This window comes from Streptomyces kebangsaanensis, assembly GCF_001906585.1.
GTDB lineage: Bacteria > Actinomycetota > Actinomycetes > Streptomycetales > Streptomycetaceae > Streptomyces > Streptomyces kebangsaanensis.
On record NZ_JUJA01000155.1, the window covers coordinates 43855 to 65894 of the forward strand.

The following is a 22040-nucleotide window of genomic DNA, read 5'->3' on the forward strand; positions in this document are numbered from 1 at the left end:
CCCGCGGCCCGCTGCAAGCCCCACCCGAGACCAAGCCCCGGAACGAGCAGGGCCCCGGCGCTGGATTCGCCGGGGCCCTGCTCGCATACAGGCTGATCAGACGCCGGACACGCCGACTTCCACACCGTGCTCGGCGGCGAGGCGGTGCAGGTCGTCGAGTTCGCCCAGCTCCACCTCGACGAGGAAGTCGTCGCCCTCGTCGCGAGCCCGCGTCAGGTCGGACTCGGTCGCCTTTATGCGCTGCAGAAGTCCTGCGGTGAATGCGTCCATGCTGCGCCCCCTCGTCCTGGGTCGTGGGTCGGTGGCACGGGGGTGTGCCGTTCGGAAGGGGCGATCACGTCTCAGCAGGTGCCCGGCGCTGCCCGGTGTCGCCCTGCCGGGCGGCGGCGGTGCCGGGCACCCACACCCACTCTGCGCAAGCGGATCGCGGAGTACCGCATGGTGGTGCGGCACATGCAGAGCGTGATCGCGGGATGTAAAGCCGTCCTCCCCCGGCTCCCTCCCGCGGAAACCTCGGCCGAACGAGAAAATTCGGCATTCCCGCACCCTTCATCCGCCCGTCACCTCTCCCACGGCGGCCGCTTCCCCGGCTTACCGCCGACTTAGGCTGAAAAGGGCAGGATGAAGCCACACCCACGAAGACACCCCTGCCCGCGTGCGCCCGAGCGGCGCCGCGCGGGCGGACACAGGAAGGACAAGCGACGTGCGCGTACTCGTCGTCGAGGACGAGCAACTGCTCGCCGATGCGGTGGCCACCGGACTGCGCCGGGAGGCCATGGCCGTCGACGTCGTGTACGACGGTGCGGCCGCCCTGGAGCGCATCGGCGTCAACGACTACGACGTGGTCGTCCTCGACCGCGACCTCCCCCTGGTGCACGGCGACGACGTCTGCCGCAAGGTCGTCGAGCTCGGCATGCCCACGCGCGTGCTGATGCTGACCGCGTCCGGCGACGTCAGCGACCGTGTGGAGGGCCTGGAGATCGGCGCCGACGACTACCTGCCCAAGCCGTTCGCGTTCAGCGAGCTGACGGCACGCGTGCGTGCCCTGGGCCGGCGTACCAGCGTGCCCCTGCCGCCCGTCCTGGAGCGCGCCGGGATCAAGCTCGACCCGAACCGCCGCGAGGTCTTCCGGGACGGCAGGGAGGTCCAGCTCGCGCCGAAGGAGTTCGCGGTCCTGGAGGTGCTCATGCGCAGCGAGGGCGCGGTGGTGTCCGCGGAGCAGCTGCTGGAGAAGGCCTGGGACGAGAACACCGACCCGTTCACCAACGTGGTGCGCGTCACGGTGATGACGCTGCGCCGTAAACTGGGCGAGCCCCCGGTGATCGTCACGGTCCCCGGCTCCGGCTACCGGATCTGATCCGCCGTGGCCGCGACCCCGGCGCCGCCCCAGGCGCCCCCGAAACCCACCTGGGACCCCCGAAGGCCGGAGCCGGTCTTCCCGTGGCTGCGTCCGACCATCCGGATACGGCTCACCTTGCTGTACGGCGGCATGTTCCTGATCGCCGGCATCCTGCTGCTGTCGATCATCTACCTGCTCGCGGCGAACGCGCTGAACGTGGGCAGCGAGCTGCCGTTCAAGATCGTCTCGGGCGAGGTCACCAGCCAGAGCTGCAACTTCCCGAGCCGGACCACCGCGGGGGAGCTCAACCACGCGATGTACGAGTGCGTGAACCAGCAGCGTCAGCACGCCCTGGACGACCTGCTCAGCCGCTCGCTGCTGACACTGCTCGGTCTCGCCGTGATCGCCTTCGCGTTCGGCTACGCGATGGCGGGCCGCGTCCTGTCCCCGCTCGGCCGGATCACCCGTACCGCCCGCGCGGTGGCCGGTTCGGACCTGTCCCGGCGGATCGAGCTGGACGGCCCGGACGACGAGCTGAAGGAGCTCGCGGACACGTTCGACGAGATGCTGGACCGGCTGCAGCGGGCCTTCACCGCCCAGCAGCGCTTCGTCGGCAACGCCTCCCACGAGTTGCGTACACCGCTCGCGATCAACCGCACGCTCCTGGAGGTGCAGCTGTCCGATCCGCACGCGCCCGTGGAGCTGCAGCAGCTCGGCAAGACCCTGCTGGCCACCAACGAGCGCAGCGAGCAGCTGGTGGAGGGCCTGCTGCTGCTCGCCCGCAGCGACAACCAGATAGTCGAGCGCAAGCCGGTGGACCTGGCCGAGGTGGCCTCACAGGCCGTCGACCAGGTGCATGCCGAAGCCGAGGCGAAGGGCGTCGAGATCCGCGGCGAGCGCAAGCCGGCGGTCGTGCAGGGCAACGGCGTACTGCTGGAGCGGATCGCGCTGAACCTGGTGCAGAACGCGGTGCGGTACAACATCGCCCATGAGGAGGTGCAGCGCGAAGCGCTTCCGAACAAGGGTGGTGGCGGGAGACGGGAGGGCGGCTGGGTCGAGGTGACGACCGACGTCCAGCACGGGCAGGCGGTGCTGGTGGTCGCGAACACCGGGCCGGTGGTCCCGGCGTACGAGATCGACAACCTCTTCGAGCCCTTCAGGCGGCTGCGCACCGAGCGTACGGGCAGCGACAAGGGCGTCGGGCTGGGCCTGTCCATCGCCCGCTCCGTGGCGAGGGCGCACGGCGGGCACATCTCGGCCCAGCCGCGCGAGGGAGGCGGACTCGTGATGCGGGTCACGTTGCCGATTTGAGATCATGACGCCGACACGCGGGGATGTTCGCTTTGCGCGGAATTTCCCGGGCCCGTTCCCGGCCTCCCCGTGTGTGATCGATCACATGGGCGGTTTTCCGGCCATCCACTCTCCGTGATCATAAAAGCGGTCGGAAAGCCGGGAAAATCCGGGTTTTCGGGGGCGCCGATCACGGGAAGTACACGGTGGGGCCGCTTTGAAGTGCGAGATCCGGACCGTGTACGGTCCCGATCGCCATCCAACCCGATCACTCTTGAGGAGTCCGGTTGGGTGTCGATTGAGTAACAGACCTTGATGTGAGGCAAAATCTCCGCCTCAGGTCGGGCACAAGTCCGGCCTCTCACGCGTTACGTGCGCTGGAGACACCGCAGACACCCAGAGGGGGAGAGCGACATGGCAACCGATTACGACACCCCACGCAAGACCGACGACGACGTCGACTCGGACAGCCTGGAAGAGCTGAAGGCGAGGAGGAACGACAAGTCGGCCTCTTCCGTGGACGTCGACGAGTTCGAGGCCGCGGAGGGACTGGAGCTGCCCGGCGCCGACCTCTCCAATGAGGAACTGGCCGTCCGGGTACTGCCCAAGCAGCAGGACGAGTTCACATGCATGAGCTGCTTCCTGGTGCACCACCGCAGCCAGCTGGCCCGAGAGAAGAACGGCCAGCCGATCTGCCGCGACTGCGACTGAGGCAGGGTCGGCCGTGACTGGCTCGACCCCTCCTTGGAAGCGCCGCTTCTCCCACGGGAAAGCGGACCCGGGGCCGTCCGACGGCCCCCACGGCGCGCGTGACGACGAGCGAGGCCCGTCCCGTACATCCGACATGACCGGACCGGCGGGATCGGCCTCGCTCGCTCCCGTATCCGGGCGCGGTGATCCCGTCGCCCCGGCGACGGGTCCCGCGCCCGTCGTCCGCCGGGCCGCGGTGATCCGGAGCAGGGCCGGGGAAGTCGCCAGGAGCGGCGTCCGCAGGAGCGGGAGCCACGCCAGGGCGGCCCTTTCGCACCTCACCGACCGGATCATCGACACGGCCCCGCGGATCCCCGTACGGGACCTCGCCACGCTCCGCCGGCAGTTCCCGGGCCTCGGGCCCGAACAGCTCGCGGACAGGCTGGTGGCGGGTGCCGCGGCAGCCTCCTCCACGGTCGGAGCGGGCATCGGGGCAGTGGCCATGCTGCCGGTGCCGCCCGCGATGACGACCGAGCTGGCCGCGGAGGTCACCGGGGTCGCGGCGATCGAGCTGAAGCTGATCGCCGAGCTCCACGAGGTGTACGGGGTGCGGCCCCCCGGAAATCTGAAGGTCCGCAGCACCGTGTTCCTGTCCTCCTGGTCACAGGAGCGCGGCATCGACGTGCGCAGGCTGTCGACGGTCGACGCGGCCCTCGGCGGCCGGATGAGGCGCCGGCTGCGTCAGCAGGTCATGAAGCGCACGGTCCGGGGCCTGCCGAAGCTGACGCCGTTCCTGGTGGGCGCCGCCGTCGGCGCCGTCGTGAACCGGCGCGACACCCGCAGGCTCGCGACCTGCGTCCGCGCCGACCTGCGCAGGATCCAGGTCCCCTGGGACGAACTGCCCGCGCTGCCGCCCCTGGACAGGCCCGAGGACCCACTGGCGATCCAGGACATCACCGACGGCTCCGGGGAGGCCGGAGAGGACCCCGGGCGCTGACGCACGCCCCCGGAACGCGCGCCCCGGGAAACACCCGCCCAGGCCCCCCGCATCGCCCCGTACGGGGGGTTACGCGGCCTCCGGCGCCGCGGCCGCCCGCGCCGCCCGCAGTGCCTCGGCCAGCCGCTCCGGCTCCCGCGTGGACAGGTACAGGTACGGCGTCGGGTCCTCCGGGTCGGTGACCTCCACCCGCAGCGCCCCCGGAATGTAGGCGCGCAGCAGCAGGAAGGCCCGGGTGTCCGCCTTGTGGGTGCGCCAGGCACGCGCCTCCTCCGCGTCCAGCGCATGGGCCTCGCCCAGCGCCGTGACCGGGATCTTCGCCTCGCCCGCGACCAGCAGGCCGCCCACGACCCGGATGCGCACCGAGCCGTAGGAGCTCACCACGACCGCCATCGCCGCCGTGCCGCCGGCCAGGCCGGCCAGCATCGGCAGGGTGCCGAAGGGAAGCAGGACCAGGGCGACCGAGACACCGATCAGCAGGCTGATCAGCCACCAGGAGCGGGGCGCGGTGAGACGTTCTTCGTACGGCTGCGCGGAGAGCTGCATGCGCCAAGCTTGGCACGGTGTCCGGTCGGCGCCGACGCGCGGGTAAGGTCTGCGCCTGTGAGTGGTAGTTCCGCAGCTCTTCAGCCCCCCGCCGACGCCGTGAAACCCGTCCGGCACCCCGATGCCCCCGCGCCCGGTGAACTCCTCGGCGCGCACTACGGAGAGTGTTTCGGGTGCGGCGGCGAGCAGCCGCACGGGCTGCACCTCCAGGCACGGGCCGGGGACGGCGTCCGCATCACCGCCGAGTTCACCGTGCAGCCCGCCCATCAGGGCGCGCCCGGCCTCGCGCACGGCGGCGTCCTCGCGACCGCCCTCGACGAGACCCTCGGCTCGCTGAACTGGCTGCTGCGCACGATCGCCGTGACCGGACGGCTGGAGACCGACTTCGTGCGGCCGGTGCCGGTCGGCACGACCCTGTACCTGGAGGCCGAGGTCACCGCGGTGGCCGGCCGGAAGATCTACTCCAGGGCCACCGGACGCGTCGGCGGCCCCGACGGACCGGTCGCCGTGCGCGCCGAGGCCCTCTTCGTCGAGGTGAAGACGGACCACTTCGTGGAGCACGGCCGCGAGGAGGAGATCCGGGCCGTCATGAACGACCCGGACCAGGTCCGACGCGTCCGCGCCTTCGAGGTGAACCCGTGAGCCGGGAGCCGCTGGACGTGCTGATCCGGCGCGTCGACCCCGACGTACCGCTTCCGGCGTACGCGCATCCCGGCGACGCCGGCGCCGATCTGCGCACCACCGTGGAGTGCGAACTGGCGCCGGGGGAACGGGCCGTGCTGCCCACGGGTGTGTCTGTCGCCCTGCCCGAGGGGTACGCGGCGTTCGTGCATCCGCGCTCCGGCCTCGCGGCCCGCCTCGGTGTCGCCCTCGTGAATGCCCCGGGGACGGTTGATGCCGGGTACCGTGGGGAGATCAAGGTGATCGTGGTGAATCTCGACCCGCGCGAGTCCGTGCGGTTCGAGCGCTTCGACCGGATTGCCCAACTGGTCGTCCAGCAGGTCGAGAGGGTCCGCTTCCAGGAGGTGGCGGAGCTTCCCGGCTCGGCGCGGGCCGAGGGGGGCTTCGGGTCCACGGGTGGCCACGCCGCCGTGGACGGCGCGAGCGGCATGAACGGCACGAACGGCCGGACCGCCGTGGGCGGCCCGGCGGGTGGGAATCGATACGCTTCGGTCGTATCCGACCGGGAAGGACAGTGACGTGTTCGGACGTCGCAAGAAGAAGGGTGCCGCCGAGGACGCGGCCGGCGAGGCCGAGCAGGTCGTCGACAACGTCGACACCGAGGCGGACGACAAGGGCGAGCGCGAGCGGGTGAGGCTCGCTCCCGCACCGCGGCCCGACGGGCCCTGGGACAGCTCCGAGGTGCGCGAACCGGCCGAGGGCCGCGTGGACCTGGGCGGACTGTTCGTGCCGGGCGTCGACGGCATGGAGCTGCGGGTGGAGGTCGCGGGCGACGCGATCGTCGCGGCGACCGTCGTCCTCCACGACAGCGCCATCCAGCTGCAGGCCTTCGCCGCGCCCAAGCGCGAGGGCATCTGGGGCGAGGTGCGCGAGGAGATCGGCACCGGCATCACCCAGCAGGGCGGCATCGTGGACGAGGTCGAGGGACCGCTGGGCTGGGAGCTGCGCGCCCAGGTCCCGGTGCAGCTGCCGGACGGCACGGGCGGCTACCAGGTCGTGCGGTTCGTCGGTGTGGACGGTCCCCGTTGGTTCCTGCGCGGAGTGATCTCCGGTCAGGGCGCGGTGCAGCCGCAGGCGGCCGGGCTGCTCGAGCAGATCTTCCGGGACACGGTCGTGGTCCGCGGCGAGGGCCCGATGGCGCCCCGCGACCCGATCGTCCTGAAGCTGCCGAACGACGCGCAGATGGTGCCCGAGGGCGTCCAGCAGGACGAGGGCCAGTCCCGCTTCTCCGGCGGCCTGGGCCAGCTCCAGCGCGGCCCGGAGATCACCGAGGTCCGTTAGGACCGGGCCGGCTCCGGGCCACGGGGCGTGCCGGTCCGGCTGAGCGCGGGCCCGGGGTCTCGGGCGCGGGGGCCGGGAGCGGGTGCGCCTGGCTCCGCGGTTCCGGCGTGGCCCTTCCGGCGTGGTCCTTCCGATGCCTCCGGCCCGCGGCCGTCACCTCGGCGTGGGCCGTGAACCATGAAGGGCCGCACCTTTCACAGGAGGGCGGCCCTTCGGCGAGCCGGGCCGCCCTTCACCGCCGGAGGCGGGACCATCACGGGCGCGAGCCCGCTGGGGGATTGAAGGGACCGGCGGGGGCCGTGATACTGACGCCCGGTCCACGGGGGACCGCAGCGGGGAGGGCACATGAGCCAGGTCGCCACCGAGACCATGGTGCGCGTCGAGAACGTCCACAAGTCCTACGGGCAGGGAGCCGGCGCCGTGCACGCCCTGCGCGGGGTCTCCTTCGAGCTGCCGCGAGGTGAACTCGTCGCGCTCAAGGGACGCTCCGGCTCCGGCAAGACCACCCTGCTCAACATCGTCGGCGGGCTCGACGAGCCGGACGAGGGGCGGGTCCACGTCGACGGACGGGACCTGTCCGAACTCGGCGAGGACGGCCTGCTCGCCCTGCGCCGGGACCGCGTCGGGTTCGTCTTCCAGTCCTTCGGGCTCATCCCGATCCTCACGGCCGCGGAGAACGTCGGCGTGCCGCTGCGGCTGCGCCGCGCCGGCCCGCGCGAGCGGGAGGAGCGCGTCGAGCTGCTGCTGTCCCTGGTCGGCCTCACCGACCACGCCCGGCAGCGGCCCGGTGAGCTCTCCGGCGGCCAGCAGCAGCGCGTGGCCATCGCCCGCGCCCTCGCGAACGAGCCGGCGCTCCTCATCGCCGACGAGCCGACCGGCCAGCTGGACGTGGAGACCGGCCACGCCGTGATGGAGCTGCTGCGCGCCGTGGTCCGCAGCGAGGAGGTCACCGCACTGGTCGCCACCCACGACCCGACCCTGCTGGACCTCGCCGACCGGGTCCTGGAGCTGCGCGACGGAAGGATCGTCGAACCGTGACGCACCGGCGGGCCGCGGCGCCCTGACAGATCCGTGACGCACTGACGTCGGAGTCGCGTCGAAGACCCTCTCCCGCCCCGCACGGGCCCCTCGGGCCGCGCCGGCCGGCCGTAGGGCCGACGCCGCGTACTCACGCACGTCACGCACGACGGGAAGACAATGGGGCCATGGCACGCGGCAAGCTTCGGATCTACCTCGGTGCGGCACCGGGCGTCGGCAAGACGTACGCGATGCTCTCCGAGGCGCACCGCCGGGTGGAGCGGGGCACCGACTGCGTCGTCGCGTTCGTCGAGCACTACGACCGCCCGCGCACCGAGGTGATGCTGCACGGCCTGGAGCAGGTGCCCCGCAAGGAGCTGGAGTACCGCGGGAGCACCTTCACCGAGATGGACGTCGACGCCGTACTGCGCCGCGCCCCGGCCGTCGCCCTGGTGGACGAACTCGCCCACACCAACATCCCCGGCTCCCGCAACGCCAAGCGCTGGCAGGACGTGGAGGAGCTGCTCGCGGCCGGCATCGACGTCGTCTCCACGGTCAACATCCAGCACCTGGAGTCCCTCGGCGACGTGGTCGAGTCGATCACGGGCGTGCGGCAGCGCGAGACCGTCCCGGACGAGGTGGTGCGGCGGGCGGACCAGATCGAGCTCGTCGACATGTCGCCGGAGGCCCTGCGCCGCCGGATGGCCCACGGCAACATCTACAAGCCGGACAAGGTCGACGCGGCCCTGTCCAACTACTTCCGGCCCGGCAACCTCACGGCGCTGCGCGAACTGGCCCTGCTGTGGGTGGCCGACCGGGTCGACGAGTACCTGCAGCGCTACCGCACCGAGCACCAGGTCTCCAGGATCTGGGGCTCGCGCGAGCGGATCGTGGTCGGCCTGACCGGCGGCCCCGAGGGACGCACCCTGATCCGCCGGGCCGCCCGCCTGGCCGAGAAGGGCGCCGGCGGGGAGGTCATGGCCGTCTACGTCGCCCGCAGCGACGGACTGACCTCCGCCTCCCCCAAGGAGCTGGCCGTCCAGCGCACCCTCGTGGAGGAGCTGGGCGGCACCTTCCACCACGTCGTCGGCGACGACGTGCCGGCCGCGCTGCTCGACTTCGCCCGCGGGGTCAACGCCACCCAGATCGTGCTGGGTTCCTCGCGCCGCAAGAGCTGGCAGTACGTCTTCGGGCCCGGCGTCGGCGCCACCGTGGCCCGTGAGTCGGGCCCCGACCTCGACGTGCACATCGTCACCCACGCACAGGCCGCCAAGGGACGCGGACTGCCGGTGGCCCGGGGCGCGCGGCTCGGGCGGGCCCGCATCGTGTGGGGCTGGACCGTCGCCGTCGTCGGCCCCGTGGCCCTCGCGCTGCTGCTGAACGCCGTGGACCTGGGCCTGGCCAACGACATGCTGCTGTTCCTGGCCCTGACGGTGGCCGCGGCCCTGCTCGGCGGGCTGCTGCCGGCGCTCGCCTCGGCGGCCGTCGGCTCGCTCCTGCTGAACTACTACTACACCCCGCCCCTGCACCGGCTCACCATCGCCGACCCGAAGAACATCGTCGCCCTCGCGATCTTCTTCGGGGTCGCCGTGTCCGTGGCCTCGGTGGTGGACCTCGCGGCCCGCCGCACCCACCAGGCGGCCCGGCTGCGCGCCGAGGCGGAGATACTGTCCTTCCTCGCCGGCAGTGTGCTGCGCGGCGAGACCAGCCTGGAGGCGCTCCTGGAGCGGGTCCGCGAGACCTTCGGCATGGAGTCGGTGGCGCTGCTGGAGCGGCTCAGCGACGTCGATCCCTGGACCTGCGCCGGCCGCGTGGGCACCGGCCGGCCCCTCGAGCGCCCCGAGGACGCGGACGTGGACGTGCCCGTCGGCGACCACATGGCGCTGGCGCTGACCGGACGGGTGCTGCCCGCCTCCGACCGCCGCGTGCTCGCCGCCTTCGCCGCCCAGGCCGCCGTCGTCCTGGAGCGCCGGCGCCTGCAGGAGGAGGCCGACCGGGCCCGCGCCCTCGCGGAGGGCAACCGGATCCGCACCGCGCTGCTCGCCGCCGTCAGCCACGACCTGCGCACCCCGCTCGCCGGGATCAAGGCGGCCGTCTCCTCGCTCAGGTCCGAGGACGTCGAGTGGTCCGAGGAGGACCGCGCGGAGCTGCTCCAGGGCATCGAGGAGGGCGCCGACCGGCTCGACCACCTCGTGGGCAACCTGCTGGACATGTCCCGCCTGCAGACCGGCACCGTCACCCCGCTGATCCGCGAGATCGACCTCGACGAGGTGGTGCCGATGGCGCTGGGCGGGGTGCCCGAGGACAGCGTGCACCTGGACATACCGGAGACCCTGCCGATGGTCGCCGTCGACCCCGGCCTGCTGGAGCGCGCGGTGGCCAACCTGGTGGAGAACGCCGTGAAGTACAGTCCACCGGACGAGCCGGTCCTGGTGTCCGCCAGCGCCATGGCCGACCGGGTCGAGGTCCGGGTCGTCGACCGCGGTCCGGGCGTCCCGGACGAGGCCAAGGACGGTATCTTCGAGCCCTTCCAGCGCCACGGCGACGCCCCGCGCGGAGCAGGCGTCGGCCTCGGCCTCGCGGTGGCGCGCGGCTTCGCCGAGGCCATGAGCGGCACCCTCGACGCCGAGGACACGCCCGGCGGCGGACTGACGATGGTTCTCACCCTGCGGGCCGCGAAGAGCCTTCGCGCCCCCGTACGACTCGCCGAACCAGAAAGGCAAACCACATGACGCGGGTGCTGGTGGTCGACGACGAACCGCAGATCGTGCGCGCTCTCGTGATCAACCTCAAGGCACGCAAGTACGAGGTCGACGCCGCCGCCGACGGCCGCAGCGCCCTCGACCTCGCCGCCTCCCGCCACCCCGACGTGGTCGTCCTCGACCTGGGGCTGCCCGACATGGACGGCGTCGAGGTGATCAGGGGCCTGCGCGGCTGGACCCGCGTGCCGATCCTGGTGCTGTCCGCCCGCCACTCCTCCGACGAGAAGGTCCAGGCACTGGACGCGGGCGCCGACGACTACGTCACCAAGCCCTTCGGCATGGACGAGCTGCTGGCCCGGCTGCGCGCCGCCGTCCGCCGCGCCGAGCCGGTCGGCGGCGGCGAGGACGACGTGCTGGTGGAGACCGAGGAGTTCACCGTCGACCTGGCCGCCAAGAAGGTCAACCGGGCCGGCAGGGACGTACGGCTCACCCCCACCGAATGGCACCTGCTGGAGGTGCTGGTGCGCAACACCGGCCGCCTGGTCAGCCAGAAGCAGCTGCTGCAGGAGGTGTGGGGGCCGTCGTACGGCACGGAGACGAACTACCTGCGCGTGTACATGGCCCAGTTGCGCCGGAAGCTGGAGGCCGACCCCTCGCACCCCAAGCACTTCGTCACCGAGCCGGGCATGGGGTACCGCTTCGAGAAGTGAGCGGTTACGTCACCGTCGGTGTCCCCCGGTACGCTTCCACACATGAGTGCTGTTCCCCGTTCCGAAAAGCCGGCGGGCCGGTTCCGGCGCATGCTCGACCGGCTCTCCTCGTCGCAGGAGGACCTGGAGTCCGAGGAACTGCGGGAGGACGCCGAGACCGCGGGCTGCACGCGGATCTGCGACTGCCACGACCGGCAGATCGTCACGGTGACTGGTACGTTGCGCACGGTCACCCTGCGCCCGCGCGCCGGAGTCCCGGCCCTGGAGGCCGAGCTGTTCGACGGCTCCGCCGCCCTGGACGTGGTGTGGCTCGGCAGGCGCTCCATCGTCGGGATAGAACCGGGGCGCAGGCTGATCGCATCGGGCCGGATCTCGATGAGCCGGGGCCGCCGGGTGCTCTTCAACCCCAAGTACGAACTGCGACCCCTCGGACGGGAGTAGCCGGTGACGTCACTCGACAAGCCGACCGAAGGCACGACGGCCGGAGGCACGACGGCCGACGACGACGCCCGGGCGGTGACGGAGGCCGCGCTGTTCGAGGCGTTCGGCGGGGTCCGGGGCATGGTCGAGACGGTGCTGCCCGGCCTCGTCTTCGTCACGATCTTCACCATCAACAAGAACCTGCAGTGGTCCGCGATCGCCGCCCTGGCCGTCTCGCTGGTGCTGGTCGTGGTCCGGCTGGCGATGCGGGACACCGTCAAGCACGCCTTCAGCGGGGTCTTCGGCGTCGTCTTCGGCGTGGTCTTCGCGATGATGACCGGCAAGGCCAAGGACTTCTACCTGCCGGGCATGCTCTACACGCTGGGCCTGGCACTGGCGTACATCATCACCACGCTCGCCGGCGTGCCGCTGATCGGCGTGATGCTCGGCCCGGTCTTCCGGGAGAACCTCTCCTGGCGCACCCGCAACCCGGGCCGCAAGAAGGCGTACGCCAAGGCCAGCTGGGCCTGGGGTCTGATCCTGCTCGCCAAGTGCGCGATCCTCTTCCCGCTGTACTGGTGGGCCGACACCGCACAGCTCGGCTGGGTCCTGGTGACGCTGAAGATCCCGCCGTTCCTGCTGGCGGTCTGGCTGACCTGGGTCTTCCTGGCGAAGGCGCCCCCGCCGATCGACGTGTTCGCGGAGATGGAGGCGGAGGAGAAGGCCGAGGAGGAGCGGGAGGCCGCCCGTGCGCAGGAGCACGGGGACGCGCCGGCCGGAGGCCGTCACCGCCGCCAGGCGTGAGCAGCGCCGGTACGACACCGCCCGTACGACAGTGAGGGGCGCCCGGAGACCTCCGGGCGCCCCTCGCCGCTGTCCACCCGCCCGTCGTCCCGTCAGTCCTTCCGGCGCACCGACAGCAGGTCCTCCAGCTGCTCCTCACGCGCCTGCGCGGCCACGAACAGCAGTTCGTCGCCCACCTCCAGGGAGTCCTCCCGGGACGGGGTGAGCACACGGGAGCCGCGGATGATGGTGACCAGCGCGGTGTCCTCGGGCCACTCGACGTCCCCGACCCGGGTGCCGGCCAGCGCCGACTCCTCCGGCAGGGTCAGCTCCACCAGGTTGGCGTCGCCGTGGCTGAAGCGCAGCAGGCGGACCAGGTCGCCCACGCTGACCGCCTCCTCCACCAGCGCGGACATCAGGCGCGGGGTCGACACGGACACGTCCACGCCCCACGCCTCGTTGAACAGCCACTCGTTCTTCGGGTTGTTCACGCGGGCCACCACCCGCGGCACGCCGTACTCCGTCTTCGCCAGCAGGGAGACGACCAGGTTCACCTTGTCGTCGCCCGTCGCGGCGATCACCACGTTGCAGCGCTGCAGCGCCGCCTCGTCCAGTGAGGTGATCTCGCAGGCGTCGGCGAGCAGCCACTCCGCCTGCGGGACGCGCTCGACCGAGATCGCGGTCGGCGCCTTGTCGACGAGGAGGACCTCGTGGCCGTTCTCCAGCAGCTCACTCGCGATCGAGCGACCGACCGCGCCGGCACCGGCAATGGCGACCCTCATCAGTGACCGCCCTCCTCGTCGGGGCCCTCGGCGAACGCCGCCTCGACCTTCTCCACGTCGTCCGTCCGCATCATCACGTGCACGAGGTCGCCCTCCTGCAGCACCGTCTGCGAGGACGGCAGGATCGCCTCGCCGAGGCGGGTCAGGAACGCCACCCGGACGCCCGTCTCCTCCTGCAGCCGGCTGATCTTGTGGCCCACCCACTCCGTCGAGGCGTGCACCTCGGCGAGCTGGACACCGCCGGTCGGATCCCGCCACAGCGGCTCCGCGCCCGAGGGCAGCAGCCGGCGCAGCATCTGGTCGGCCGTCCAGCGGACCGTGGCCACGGTCGGGATGCCCAGGCGCTGGTACACCTCGGCGCGGCGGGGGTCGTAGATACGGGCCGCGACGTTCTGCACGCCGAACATCTCGCGGGCCACGCGCGCGGAGATGATGTTCGAGTTGTCGCCGCTGGAGACGGCGGCGAAGGCACCGGCCTCCTCGATGCCCGCCTCGCGCAGCGTGTCCTGGTCGAAGCCGATCCCGGTGACCCGGCGGCCGCCGAATCCGGGGCCCAGCCGGCGGAAGGCGGTGGGGTCCTGGTCGATGACCGCGACCGTGTGCCCCTGTTGCTCCAGGGTCTGGGCGAGAGCGGAACCCACTCTCCCGCAGCCCATGATGACGATGTGCACGACCGTCCTTCCGGTGTCAATAGCCACTGCTCGGCCACATCAGGGTCTCAGACAGAGGGACAAGCTACACACGCACCGTGCGGGGCGGGCACCCCCCTGCCGCATGCCGGACGGTTCCCCGGCGCCCGGCCTCCCACCAGGCCTTCCACCCGGTCTCCCACCCGGTCTCTCACTCGGTCTCGAACGGCCGGCGCCGGGTGATGCTGCGCACGCTGCACAGGGTCAGGAATCCGAGGCCGAGCAACGCGGCGGCGGCACCGATCAGCTCCGCGGTCGGGGGCATGGGACCTCCGGGGTCCGGCGAGGAACGGGGTCCGGACATCTAGGCACGGCGCACCCTCCGCCTGCCCGATCCCCGGGCCCCGAACCCCGGATTTCACTCGTGAGGCAGATCCCGGGCGGGGGTGCCCCCGCGCGGGCGCGTTCGAGCACGGGGGAGGTGGGCCACTGAGAGCCGGAAGGCTTACGATCCTCTGTTGTGTCCAAACTGACCGACGTGCCCAAACGCATTCTCATCGGGCGCGCACTGCGCAGTGACCGGCTGGGCGAGACCCTTCTGCCGAAGCGGATCGCGCTCCCCGTCTTCGCCTCCGACCCGCTGTCCTCCGTGGCGTACGCGCCGGGAGAGGTCCTGCTGGTCCTGTCCGTCGCGGGCGTGTCGGCGTACCACTTCAGCCCCTGGATCGCGGTCGCGGTCGCCGTGCTGTTGTTCACCGTGGTCGCCTCCTACCGGCAGAACGTGCACGCCTACCCCAGCGGCGGCGGCGACTACGAGGTGGCCGGCACCAACCTGGGCCCCAAGGCGGGCCTGACGGTCGCCAGCGCGCTCCTGGTCGACTACGTCATGACCGTCGCCGTCTCCATCGCCTCCGGCATCGAGAACCTGGGCTCCGCGATCCCCTTCGTCGTCGAGAACAAGGTGCTCTGCGCGGTCGCCGTGATCGTGCTGCTGACGCTGATGAACCTGCGCGGCGTGAAGGAGTCGGGCAAGCTCTTCGCCGTCCCGACGTACGTCTTCGTCACGGGCGTCTTCATCATGATCGCCTGGGGCGCGTTCCGCGGGCTGGTGCTCGGCGACACCATGCGGGCACCGACGGCCGACTTCGAGATCAGAGCCGAGCACCAGGGACTGGCCGGCTTCGCCCTCGTCTTCCTGCTGCTGCGCGCCTTCTCCTCCGGCTGCGCCGCGCTCACCGGCGTCGAGGCGATCTCCAACGGCGTGCCGGCCTTCCGCAAGCCCAAGTCGAGGAACGCGGCGACCACGCTGGCGATGATGGGCCTGCTGGCCGTGACGATGTTCTGCGGCATCATCACCCTCGCCATGTCGACCGGGGTCCGCATGGCCCAGAACCCGGCCGCCGACCTGCTCCACAACGGCACCCCGGTCGGCTCCGGCTACGTCCAGGACCCGGTGATCTCCCAGGTCGCCGAGGCGGTGTTCGGCCGGGGCAGCGTCCTGTTCGTCGTGCTCGCCGCCGCCACGGCGCTGGTCCTCTTCCTCGCCGCGAACACCGCGTACAACGGCTTCCCGGTGCTCGGCTCGATCCTCGCCCAGGACCGCTACCTGCCCCGCCAGCTGCACACCCGCGGCGACCGCCTCGCCTTCTCCAACGGCATCGTGCTGCTCGCGGGCGCCGCCGCGCTGCTGGTCGTCGTCTACGGCGCCGACTCCACCCGGCTGATCCAGCTGTACATCGTCGGTGTGTTCGTGTCCTTCACGCTCAGCCAGATCGGCATGGTCAGGCACTGGAACCGGCACCTGGCCACCGAGCGGGACCAGGCCAGGCGCCGCCACATGGTCCGTTCCCGCGCCATCAACACCTTCGGCGCCTTCCTCACCGGCCTGGTGCTGGTCGTCGTCCTCGTCACCAAGTTCACGCACGGCGCCTGGGTGGCCGTGCTCGGCATGTGCCTCTTCTTCGTGACGATGACCGCGATCCGCAGGCACTACGACCGCGTCGCCGACGAGATCGCCGCCCCCGAGGGCCCGAGCGACGACGTGGTCCGTCCCTCCCGCGTCCACTCCGTCGTCCTCATCTCCAAGATCCACCGCCCCACCCTGCGCGCGCTGGCCTACGCCAAGCTGATGCGCTCGGACACCCTGGAGGGGCTCACCGTCAACGTCGACCCGGCCGAGACCAGAGTGCTGCGCGAGGAGTGGGAGCGGCGCGGCATCGACGTACCGCTGAAGGTGCTCGACTCGCCCTACCGTGAGGTCACCCGGCCGGTCATCGAGTACGTCAAGAGCCTGCGCAAGGAGTCCCCGCGGGACGCCGTCTCCGTGATCATCCCCGAGTACGTCGTCGGCCACTGGTACGAGCACCTGCTGCACAACCAGAGCGCACTGCGCCTGAAGGGCCGGCTGCTGTTCACGCCGGGCGTGATGGTGACCTCGGTGCCCTACCAGCTCGCCTCCTCCGAGGCGGCCAAGCTGCGCGCCCGCAGGCGCCAGGAGTGGAACGCACCGGGTTCGGTACGGCGGGGCCCGGCGCAGGACCGGGCGAAGGAGCCGGGGGAGTCACCGGCGGCGAAGGGCTGACGGGGCCCTCACGTAGACTGGTGGGCTGTTGTCGGACCGTCCCCCTTTTCTGGATCTGGAGTCACCCCACCATGCAGGCAGAATCGAATAACTCGCAGGTGGGGCCGGAGAAGGGCTCGCTGGTGGGACAGGAGTACGAGGTCGAGATCGGCCCCGTCGCCCACGGCGGTCACTGCATCGCCCGCACGCCGGAGGGCCAGGTGCTGTTCGTCCGGCACGCGCTGCCCGGCGAGCGGGTCGTGGCGCGGGTGACGGAGGGCGAGGAGGGCGCCCGTTTCCTGCGCGCGGACGCGGTACGGATCCTCGACGCGGCCAAGGACCGTGTCGAGGCCCCCTGTCCCTACGCCGGCCCCGGCCGCTGCGGCGGCTGCGACTGGCAGCACGCCAAGCCGGGCGCCCAGCGACGGCTCAAGGGCGAGGTGATCACCGAGCAGCTGAAGCGGCTCGCGGGCCTCACCCCCGAGGAGGCCGGCTGGGACGGCACGGTGATGCCGGCCGAGGGCGACAAGCTGCCCGCGGGCGAGGTCCCGCAGTGGCGCACGCGCGTGCAGTACGCGGTCGACCCGGCCACGGGGAAGGCCGGCCTGCGCCGCCACCGCTCGCACGAGGTGGAGCCGGTCGACCACTGCATGATCGCGGCGCAGGGCGTCAGCGAGCTGGGCATCGAGCGGCGCGACTGGACCGGCATGGAGTCGGTCGAGGCGATCGCGGCCACGGGCTCGCAGGACCGCCAGGTGATCCTGACCCCGCGCCCCGGCGCCCGCCTCCCGCTGGTCGAACTGGACCGTCCGGTCTCCGTCCTCCGGGTCGACGAGAAGACCGGCGGCGTCCACCGCGTCCACGGCCGCCCCTTCGTCCGCGAACGCGCCGACGACCGTACGTACCGCGTCGGCGCCGGCGGCTTCTGGCAGATCCACCCGAAGGCGGCGGACACCCTGGTCAAGGCGGTCATGCAGGGCCTCCTTCCGCGCAAGGGCGACACGGCCCTGGACCTCTACTGCGGCGTCGGCCTCTTCGCCGGCGCCCTGGCCGACCGCGTCGGCGACAAGGGCGCGGTCCTCGGCATCGAGTCCGGCAAGCGCGCGGTGGAGGACGCCCGGCACAACCTTGCCGACTTCCCCCGCGTCCGCATCGAACAGGGCAAGGTCGAGTCCGCCCTCCCGCGCACCGGCATCACCGAGGTCGACCTGATCGTCCTCGACCCGCCCCGCGCGGGCGCGGGCCGCGCGACGGTGGCCCACCTCTCCTCCCTGGGCGCCCGCCGCATCGCCTACGTCGCCTGCGACCCGGCGGCCCTCGCCCGCGACCTGGCGTACTTCCGCGAGGGCGGCTACCGGGTACGGACGCTGCGGGCGTTCGACCTGTTCCCGATGACCTCGCACGTGGAGTGCGTGGCGATTCTGGAGCCCACAGCAAAGGGCGCCTGACCTGCTGGTTTCCTGCTTTGTCAGGTTCCGGGCGGGGCGCGTCGACATGTTTCCGAGAGTCCACCGCGTGGAGCGTGCCACAGGCTCCCGCCACGTGTCTCGCCTGCGGCTTCGCGCAGCGCGGCGCGGGTGGGGGCCGCTCTGCCTCGACTTCGTGAGGGGCGGTCGGGGAACGTCTTGACGCTTGTTCGACGCTGATTCCGGCGGAGCGTCATGACGCTCGCTCGGCCGGCTGTCGAGCCCGAGTCGAAGGTCCTGGTCGGCGTCCGCGGTCTCGATCTCGGCGGTTGCCAGTGCGCGGTCGCGGCGCACGGAGGACCAGAAGGACCAGGCGGTCAGGAGACGCCGCCGAGGCCGGTGGTGACTTCGTTGATCTCGTACTGGATGGTGACCATGAGGATCACGCCAGGGCGCCGATGCCGAGGCCGAGCGAAGCTTCGAGAGGTGCCGAGCCGGTCCCCTGCGCGCTCACCCGCGGTGTCCGAGCGTCGTCATCCGTCGTGCTCGGCACGTCCGGGCTGCGCCCTGGGCCGGCACATCTTCTCGCCCGCCGGTCACGGGCTTGACCTTGACACAGTGACAAGGTGTCCCCTGGGTGCAGGAGGTGGTTTCGATCAACCCGACAAACGGAACCCCGCAGCACGCCCGCATGCTCAAGGCCCTGAGCGCCGAGGACTCGTCGATCCGGCTGCAGGCGGCCCTGGCGGTTGGCTCGAACGCCGACCCAGGTTTCCTGGAAACGCTCGTTGAACGGTGCGCGGTCGAGCCGGACTTCTTCGTACGGGACATGCTGTCCTGGGCGCTGACCCGCCTCTCGCCGGAGATCACCCTGCCCCGGATCCGCCAGGAACTCGGCTCCGAGCGCAACCAGGCCCGCAGCCAGGCGCTGCACACGCTCTCCAAGGTCGGTGACAAGAGCGCGTGGGCCTGGATCACCCGCGACATGCTGCGCGACGCCGACGACGAGGTCGCGCGGACCGCGTGGCGCGTCGCGGTCGGCCTCGTGCCCGAAGATGAGCAGAAGGACCTGGTCGACGAACTGGTCATGCAGCTCGGCCGCGGTGACCGCGATGTGCGGCTGAGCCTGAGCCGGGCCCTTGTCGACCTCGGCGACGTGACCAGGCCCGCCCTGGAGAGGGCCGCGGCGAGCCCCGATCCGGCGGTGGCCGCGCACGCCCGTGCCACCGAATTGCTCCGGCAGAACCCGGAGGCCGGCTTTGACGCGGCCATCGACGAGGCGAAGCGAGTCGTGGCCCTCGGCCCGGAACGAGCCGCTGCCGCGGAGACGGCCGAGCCCGCGGAGACGACCGAGTCGGCGGAGGCTGCGGAGTGCTGATCGGCGATGTGGCCCGCCACTCCGGGGTGAGCCCCCGGATGCTCCGGCACTACGACGCCCTGGGGCTGGTGCGGCCGTCGGGCCGCACCGTCGGCGGCTACCGGGAGTACTCCGCCGAGGACGTCCGCCGGATCTTCCACGTGGAGAGCCTGCGCTCCCTCGGGCTCTCGCTCAAGCAGATCGGACGCGCGCTGGAGGACCCGGCCTTCACGCCGTCCGCCCTGGTCGGCAACCTCATCCGGTGGACGGAGGACCGCCTGGCGCGGGAACAGGAGCTGCTCGAGCGGCTCCGTGCGATCGACGCGTCGGCGCCCACCGGCTGGCAGGACGTCCTGCGCATTGTCGAACTCATGCAGGGGCTCAACTCGGCCAGTGCCGCGCGCAGGCAGCAAGCCGTCCTGACCCGGCCGGAGGGCGTGTCGGTTCCCGCCGAGCTGCTGGCCGGGGCGATCCTGGCCGAATCCGACCCGCACGTCGCGGGCGCCCTGCGCTGGGCGCTCGCCCGATCGGGCGGCGACGGTGTGGCGGCGCTGACCGCCGGCGCGCGCTCGGAGGACGTCGACATCCGGCGGCGCGCGGTACTGGCGATCGCCGAGATGCCCGAGGCCCCGGGTGCGACCGCGGTGCTCGCGGACGCCCTCGGGGACCCGGACACGACGGTGCGCAGGCACGCTGCTCTGGCTCTGGGCAGGCATGGCGTGGCCGCGGCCGTGCCCACACTCGTCGGCATGGTGGTCGAGGGCCCCAACGACGTGGACGCGGCGGAGGTTCTGGGAACGCTGTCCCAGGACCCCGGGTGCGCGGACCGGATCACGACCGCCCTGGCCGACGAACTCGCCGCGCCCACCGCGGACTCCGCGACGCGGATCCGCCTCGCCCAGGCGCTGGTCGAGCTCGCGGGAACCACCGTGCAAGAGGTCCTGCGCCAACTGGCCCACGACGACGACCGCGCCGTCGCCCTCGTTGCCTCGGCCCTCGTCGGAGTTCTCGACAAGCGGTCCCCCGAAGACCGAGGCGACGAGGTGCCCTGAAGGCGCGCGACCGAGGCGCCGCGGCACCTCGTCCCGACGGTATGTCGCCGCCGGGACCGGAAACGGCGACGACTTCCGCGCGGTCATCACCTGTCCCGATAAGATCGCCGAAGCCCTTCCAGGGTGTCGACGCCGCCGAGCACCGGAGTCGCTGCGGACGACCACACTCCAACTCCTCCGCGCGGGAGGGCTCACGTGCCTGCTCCACCGGCAACCGCGCTCACCGGCGGAACGACGTCCCCACCGGCGCCAGCACCGGTGCCTGCCTCTCACCTACGACGCGGCCGGGCGCCTTACCTCCGGCTGCTACCCGCAGCCCTGGTGTGCCGAGAACGCAGACCGACGGACACGGCGTGGCACTACCGCGGTCCTGGCAGCTGACATCGGAGAGGTGCCGAACGTAACGGCTGTGCGTCCACTCGCTCGGTACGCCGCACCCCGTGCACCCGGCTGGAACACGGGATCTCGTATGGGTCTGGACCACGACGACAGGATCGGAAACATCCACCGAGACCACCAGAATGTCAGCCAACTACGTTAAGAACGAGGAAAGTTCAACAGAGCACACTCACAGGCTGCCCACTATGCGGACGGGTCGACCGCCGCACCAGGATGATCTTCGGCTACGAAAATCTTGCCAGAGCCCTGAACGTCCTCACCCGCGTACGGATGAACGTGGCCAGTTCCTGATGTGCTGAGGAGTTGTCCGTCCCGGAAGCGCGCAGGGGTACACGAGGAAAGAAAGACCGTCGTCAACGCTCCCATACGCCCCGTTCCTCAGCTGGTTCGGCCGAAGATGTACTGGCCGGAGCGGAGGCTTTCCCGATACTCATGAAGGCTTGGTTGGGGAACGGGGGGTTCGATGCTGCTTGTCATGGCCTTGCTGGTGATCGGCGGGGTCACGCTGGTGTCGCGTTGCGGGGGACCGACGGCCTACCACCGGCCGTGTCGCCGCAGGCGCAGGGGGCTGTTCGCGCGCTGCCGGGATCATGCCTTCACTTTGGTTACGATCACCGACCTGGCGGGCCTCGTGCTGTTCGGTCTGGCTTTCGGTATGTGGGCGCTCTTCGGACCGGCCGTCTGATGCGGCGTAGGCGGAGCCAAGGAGGGTGGACTGCGATTCCCCGGTGGGTGTGGGGCGTGGGCGCCCTGGTCGGGGTCACTGGGCTGTGGCAGGCGGCCGAGCAGTGGCCGGCGCGGACGGGGATCGTGCTGAGCGCCGTGGCCGTAGGGCTGGGACTGAAGCCGGGACGGCTGGCCGTACAGAGATGGACCAGCCGCTCGGTTCTTGCCACGGGGTCCGTGCGCTATTCGCTGGTGCATCTCGATGCCCTGGAACCCCGGGCGTTCGAGCTAGCGGTCTGCTCTTTGCTACGCCGGGACGGACTGACTGCGGAGCATGTGGGCAGAGCGGGGGACAAGGGCGCCGATGTGCTCGTCGTCGATCGTTCACGACGACGGGTCGTCGTGCAGTGCAAGCGGCTGCGACCGGATCGAAGGGTCGGAGACCAGGACGTGCAGCGGGTCAACGGTACATACCGCCACGACCACGGCGCCCATTTCGCTGTGATCGTCACCACCGGAGGGTTCACGGCAGCTGCGAGGGCCAGCGGCCCGCGCTATGGGATTCACCTGGTGGACCGGGACGCTCTGGAGAGGTGGGCGGATCTGGGCGAGCCCCTGTACCGGATTCTTCGGATTCCCGATGAGGGCGCAGGGCGCAGGCGCTGGGCGCCCGGATCATGGCGTGCGAGGAATTCACCAGGGTGACGGTAAATCAGCAATGCTCGTAATTTGC

General features: G+C 71.5%; 22 protein-coding genes and 1 pseudogene. 18 read left to right on the forward strand and 5 right to left on the reverse strand.

Translation table 11 applies throughout. The annotated features are described in order from the left end of the window. Positions 1-96: 96 nt before the first annotated feature. On the reverse strand, positions 97-270 hold the full coding sequence (locus RH94_RS41560; RefSeq protein ID WP_199881060.1) for a hypothetical protein: 174 nt from the start codon (positions 268-270) through the stop codon (positions 97-99). 433 nt (positions 271-703) lie between these two features. Here RH94_RS41560 and RH94_RS25920 point away from each other — a divergent pair, with 433 nt between their 5' ends. From RH94_RS25920 to RH94_RS25935, 4 genes are all read left to right on the forward strand, one after another. Then, positions 704-1357 carry a response regulator transcription factor gene (locus tag RH94_RS25920; RefSeq protein WP_007501784.1) on the forward strand — a complete coding sequence of 218 codons (654 nt, stop codon included), beginning with the start codon at positions 704-706 and terminating at the stop codon, positions 1355-1357. 6 nt (positions 1358-1363) lie between these two features. After that, on the forward strand, positions 1364-2650 hold the full coding sequence (locus RH94_RS25925) for a sensor histidine kinase (protein WP_073950426.1): 1287 nt from the start codon (positions 1364-1366) through the stop codon (positions 2648-2650). A 393-nt stretch (positions 2651-3043) separates the two neighbouring features. Beyond that, positions 3044-3340: a DUF4193 domain-containing protein gene (locus RH94_RS25930; RefSeq protein WP_043504706.1), complete on the forward strand. Its 297-nt coding sequence runs from the start codon at positions 3044-3046 to the stop codon at positions 3338-3340. Positions 3341-3353: 13 nt separating this feature from the next. After that, a complete protein-coding gene (locus RH94_RS25935) occupies positions 3354-4316 on the forward strand; it encodes a hypothetical protein (RefSeq protein WP_073950428.1) in 963 nt (320 codons plus the stop codon). A 69-nt stretch (positions 4317-4385) separates the two neighbouring features. Here the strand turns inward: RH94_RS25935 and RH94_RS25940 are convergent, their stop codons facing one another. After that, positions 4386-4862, reverse strand: coding sequence for a DUF3093 domain-containing protein (locus RH94_RS25940; RefSeq protein ID WP_073950430.1), 477 nt, complete (start codon positions 4860-4862; stop codon positions 4386-4388). Between the two features lie 57 nt (positions 4863-4919). Between RH94_RS25940 and RH94_RS25945 the strand changes: the two genes are divergently transcribed. The 8 genes from RH94_RS25945 (at position 4920) to RH94_RS25980 (ending at position 12477) form a co-directional block, all read left to right on the forward strand. After that, complete coding sequence (locus RH94_RS25945) at positions 4920-5504, forward strand: PaaI family thioesterase (protein ID WP_073950432.1); 585 nt, start codon at positions 4920-4922, stop codon at positions 5502-5504. Then, positions 5501-6061: a dUTP diphosphatase gene (gene dut, locus RH94_RS25950; RefSeq protein WP_073950434.1), complete on the forward strand. Its 561-nt coding sequence runs from the start codon at positions 5501-5503 to the stop codon at positions 6059-6061. Before RH94_RS25945 ends, dut begins: the two co-directional genes overlap by 4 nt. Before the next feature lies 1 nt (position 6062). Next, a complete protein-coding gene (locus RH94_RS25955) occupies positions 6063-6824 on the forward strand; it encodes a DUF3710 domain-containing protein (RefSeq protein ID WP_073950436.1) in 762 nt (253 codons plus the stop codon). 345 nt (positions 6825-7169) lie between these two features. Further along, positions 7170-7862 carry an ABC transporter ATP-binding protein gene (locus RH94_RS25960; RefSeq protein WP_073950438.1) on the forward strand — a complete coding sequence of 231 codons (693 nt, stop codon included), beginning with the start codon at positions 7170-7172 and terminating at the stop codon, positions 7860-7862. A 167-nt stretch (positions 7863-8029) separates the two neighbouring features. Continuing rightward, a complete protein-coding gene (locus RH94_RS25965) occupies positions 8030-10573 on the forward strand; it encodes a sensor histidine kinase (RefSeq protein ID WP_073950440.1) in 2544 nt (847 codons plus the stop codon). Next, entirely contained in the window at positions 10570-11253 is a 684-nt protein-coding gene (locus tag RH94_RS25970; protein WP_073950442.1) for a response regulator, read from the forward strand. Before RH94_RS25965 ends, RH94_RS25970 begins: the two co-directional genes overlap by 4 nt. Before the next feature lie 42 nt (positions 11254-11295). Further along, positions 11296-11694, forward strand: a complete 399-nt coding sequence (locus tag RH94_RS25975) for an OB-fold nucleic acid binding domain-containing protein (RefSeq protein WP_073950444.1) — start codon at positions 11296-11298, stop codon at positions 11692-11694. A 3-nt stretch (positions 11695-11697) separates the two neighbouring features. Further along, complete coding sequence (locus RH94_RS25980) at positions 11698-12477, forward strand: DUF3159 domain-containing protein (protein ID WP_073950445.1); 780 nt, start codon at positions 11698-11700, stop codon at positions 12475-12477. 92 nt (positions 12478-12569) lie between these two features. Here the strand turns inward: RH94_RS25980 and RH94_RS25985 are convergent, their stop codons facing one another. Further along, positions 12570-13238, reverse strand: a complete 669-nt coding sequence (locus tag RH94_RS25985; protein ID WP_073950447.1) for a potassium channel family protein — start codon at positions 13236-13238, stop codon at positions 12570-12572. After that, positions 13238-13909 carry a potassium channel family protein gene (locus tag RH94_RS25990; RefSeq protein WP_073950449.1) on the reverse strand — a complete coding sequence of 224 codons (672 nt, stop codon included), beginning with the start codon at positions 13907-13909 and terminating at the stop codon, positions 13238-13240. The genes RH94_RS25985 and RH94_RS25990 overlap by 1 nt, the downstream gene beginning before the upstream one ends. A 478-nt stretch (positions 13910-14387) precedes the next feature. On the opposite strand from RH94_RS25990, the gene RH94_RS25995 reads away from it, so the two are divergent. Further along, positions 14388-16448, forward strand: a complete 2061-nt coding sequence (locus tag RH94_RS25995) for an APC family permease (RefSeq protein WP_073950451.1) — start codon at positions 14388-14390, stop codon at positions 16446-16448. 71 nt (positions 16449-16519) lie between these two features. Continuing rightward, positions 16520-17875, forward strand: a complete 1356-nt coding sequence (locus tag RH94_RS26000) for a class I SAM-dependent RNA methyltransferase (RefSeq protein WP_073950452.1) — start codon at positions 16520-16522, stop codon at positions 17873-17875. Between the two features lie 279 nt (positions 17876-18154). On the opposite strand, the pseudogene RH94_RS44620 reads toward RH94_RS26000, so the two are convergent. Continuing rightward, positions 18155-18279: pseudogene (locus tag RH94_RS44620) on the reverse strand (DUF475 domain-containing protein); the annotation flags it as partial. Positions 18280-18470: 191 nt separating this feature from the next. On the opposite strand from RH94_RS44620, the gene RH94_RS26005 reads away from it, so the two are divergent. From RH94_RS26005 to RH94_RS46775, 4 genes are all read left to right on the forward strand, one after another. Continuing rightward, complete coding sequence (locus RH94_RS26005) at positions 18471-19211, forward strand: HEAT repeat domain-containing protein (RefSeq protein ID WP_073950454.1); 741 nt, start codon at positions 18471-18473, stop codon at positions 19209-19211. Beyond that, positions 19205-20242, forward strand: a complete 1038-nt coding sequence (locus tag RH94_RS26010) for a MerR family transcriptional regulator (RefSeq protein ID WP_073950456.1) — start codon at positions 19205-19207, stop codon at positions 20240-20242. Before RH94_RS26005 ends, RH94_RS26010 begins: the two co-directional genes overlap by 7 nt. Positions 20243-21116: 874 nt before the next feature. Next, positions 21117-21326: a hypothetical protein gene (locus tag RH94_RS40905; RefSeq protein ID WP_158073095.1), complete on the forward strand. Its 210-nt coding sequence runs from the start codon at positions 21117-21119 to the stop codon at positions 21324-21326. Further along, the gene (locus tag RH94_RS46775; protein ID WP_407697355.1) at positions 21326-22012 is read left to right on the forward strand and encodes a restriction endonuclease; all 687 of its coding nucleotides are present in this window, start codon (positions 21326-21328) and stop codon (positions 22010-22012) included. Before RH94_RS40905 ends, RH94_RS46775 begins: the two co-directional genes overlap by 1 nt. Positions 22013-22040: the final 28 nt, after the last annotated feature.

What these genes read in the sequence shown, in the direction of transcription:
- RH94_RS25965 (WP_073950440.1), top strand. Translation starts at nt 8,030, where the DNA reads ATGGCACGCGGCAAGCTTCGGATCTACCTCGGTGCGGCACCGGGCGTC.
- RH94_RS26000 (WP_073950452.1), top strand. Translation starts at nt 16,520, where the DNA reads ATGCAGGCAGAATCGAATAACTCGCAGGTGGGGCCGGAGAAGGGCTCG.
- RH94_RS46775 (WP_407697355.1), top strand. Translation starts at nt 21,326, where the DNA reads ATGCGGCGTAGGCGGAGCCAAGGAGGGTGGACTGCGATTCCCCGGTGG.
- RH94_RS25940 (WP_073950430.1), bottom strand. Translation starts at nt 4,862, where the DNA reads ATGCAGCTCTCCGCGCAGCCGTACGAAGAACGTCTCACCGCGCCCCGC.
- RH94_RS25970 (WP_073950442.1), top strand. Translation starts at nt 10,570, where the DNA reads ATGACGCGGGTGCTGGTGGTCGACGACGAACCGCAGATCGTGCGCGCT.
- RH94_RS25985 (WP_073950447.1), bottom strand. Translation starts at nt 13,238, where the DNA reads ATGAGGGTCGCCATTGCCGGTGCCGGCGCGGTCGGTCGCTCGATCGCG.
- RH94_RS25930 (WP_043504706.1), top strand. Translation starts at nt 3,044, where the DNA reads ATGGCAACCGATTACGACACCCCACGCAAGACCGACGACGACGTCGAC.
- RH94_RS41560 (WP_199881060.1), bottom strand. Translation starts at nt 270, where the DNA reads ATGGACGCATTCACCGCAGGACTTCTGCAGCGCATAAAGGCGACCGAG.
- RH94_RS40905 (WP_158073095.1), top strand. Translation starts at nt 21,117, where the DNA reads ATGGCCTTGCTGGTGATCGGCGGGGTCACGCTGGTGTCGCGTTGCGGG.
- RH94_RS25960 (WP_073950438.1), top strand. Translation starts at nt 7,170, where the DNA reads ATGAGCCAGGTCGCCACCGAGACCATGGTGCGCGTCGAGAACGTCCAC.
- RH94_RS25975 (WP_073950444.1), top strand. Translation starts at nt 11,296, where the DNA reads ATGAGTGCTGTTCCCCGTTCCGAAAAGCCGGCGGGCCGGTTCCGGCGC.